General features: G+C 70.3%; 2 protein-coding genes. Both read left to right on the top strand.

Annotated elements, in window-relative coordinates:
- Positions 1–270: ATP-binding cassette domain-containing protein (locus ACEN88_RS32645; RefSeq protein ID WP_413346408.1), on the top strand; the 270-nt coding region annotated here is incomplete at its 5' end.
- 7 nt (positions 271–277) lie between these two features.
- Positions 278–1,011 (top strand): TatD family hydrolase (locus ACEN88_RS32640; RefSeq protein ID WP_413346406.1); only part of this gene is annotated, 734 nt, incomplete at its 3' end.

Here is a 1,011-nt window from a genome sequence, read left to right as displayed (position 1 = left end):
AACCACCGGCCGGGCGAACTGTCCGGCGGCGAGCGCCAGCGCGTGGCGCTGGCCCGCGCCCTCGTCACGGAACCGGCGTGCGTGCTGGCGGACGAACCGACCGGCAACCTCGACCACTCGACGGCGCAGGGCATCTTCGACCTGATGCTCGAACTGTCGAAGACCCTCGGCACCGCCTTCGTCATCGTCACGCACGACCCGGAACTGGCGCGCCGCTGCGACCGCGTGCTGCGCATGACGGAGCACGGCCTGCAGCCGGCCGGGGCTTGACCCTTCCATGTGGATCGACACCCACTGCCACCTCGACGCCCACGAATTCGGCACGGCGTCGGGAGCCATCGCTCAGCGTGCGCAGGAACTCGGGGTCGGCATGATCGTGATACCGGCCGTCGCGCGCGATAACTTCGGCGTCGTGCGCGCTCTGGCAGGCAGCCTGCCCAACGCCAGCTATGCGCTGGGCATCCATCCGATCTACGTGCCGCAGGCGACGCACGACGACCTCGCCGAACTGCGGCGCCAGGTCGAGGCGTCGCTGGCGGACCCGAACTTCGTGGCCATCGGCGAGATCGGCCTGGACTTCTTCATTCCGATGCTGTGCGAGCCCGCGATGCGCGCGAAGCAGGAACGCTTCCTGCGCGAGCAGCTGCGCATCGCGCGCGACTTCGACCTTCCCGTGCTCACGCACGTGCGCCGCTCGCAGGACCAGGTGCTGAAGCACGTGCGCCAGATCCGTCCCGCGGGCGGCATCGCGCACGCCTTCAACGGCAGCTTCCAGCAGGCGAAGGCCTTCATCGACGCCGGCTTCCACCTCGGCTTCGGCGGCGCCATGACCTTTACGCGCGCGCTGCAGATCCGCAGGCTCGCCGTGGACCTGCCGCTGGAGTCCATCGTGCTGGAGACGGACGCGCCGGACATCGCGCCGGCGTGGCTCCACCCGGGCCGCAACAGCCCGGAGCAATTGCCCGCGATCGGTGCGGCGCTCGCCGACATGCGCGGGCTCGATCCGGACGC

This window comes from Massilia sp. CT11-108 (genome assembly GCF_047302915.1).
Lineage (GTDB): Bacteria > Pseudomonadota > Gammaproteobacteria > Burkholderiales > Burkholderiaceae_D > Telluria > Telluria orientalis.
This window is presented reverse-complemented; position numbering and strand designations above follow the sequence as displayed.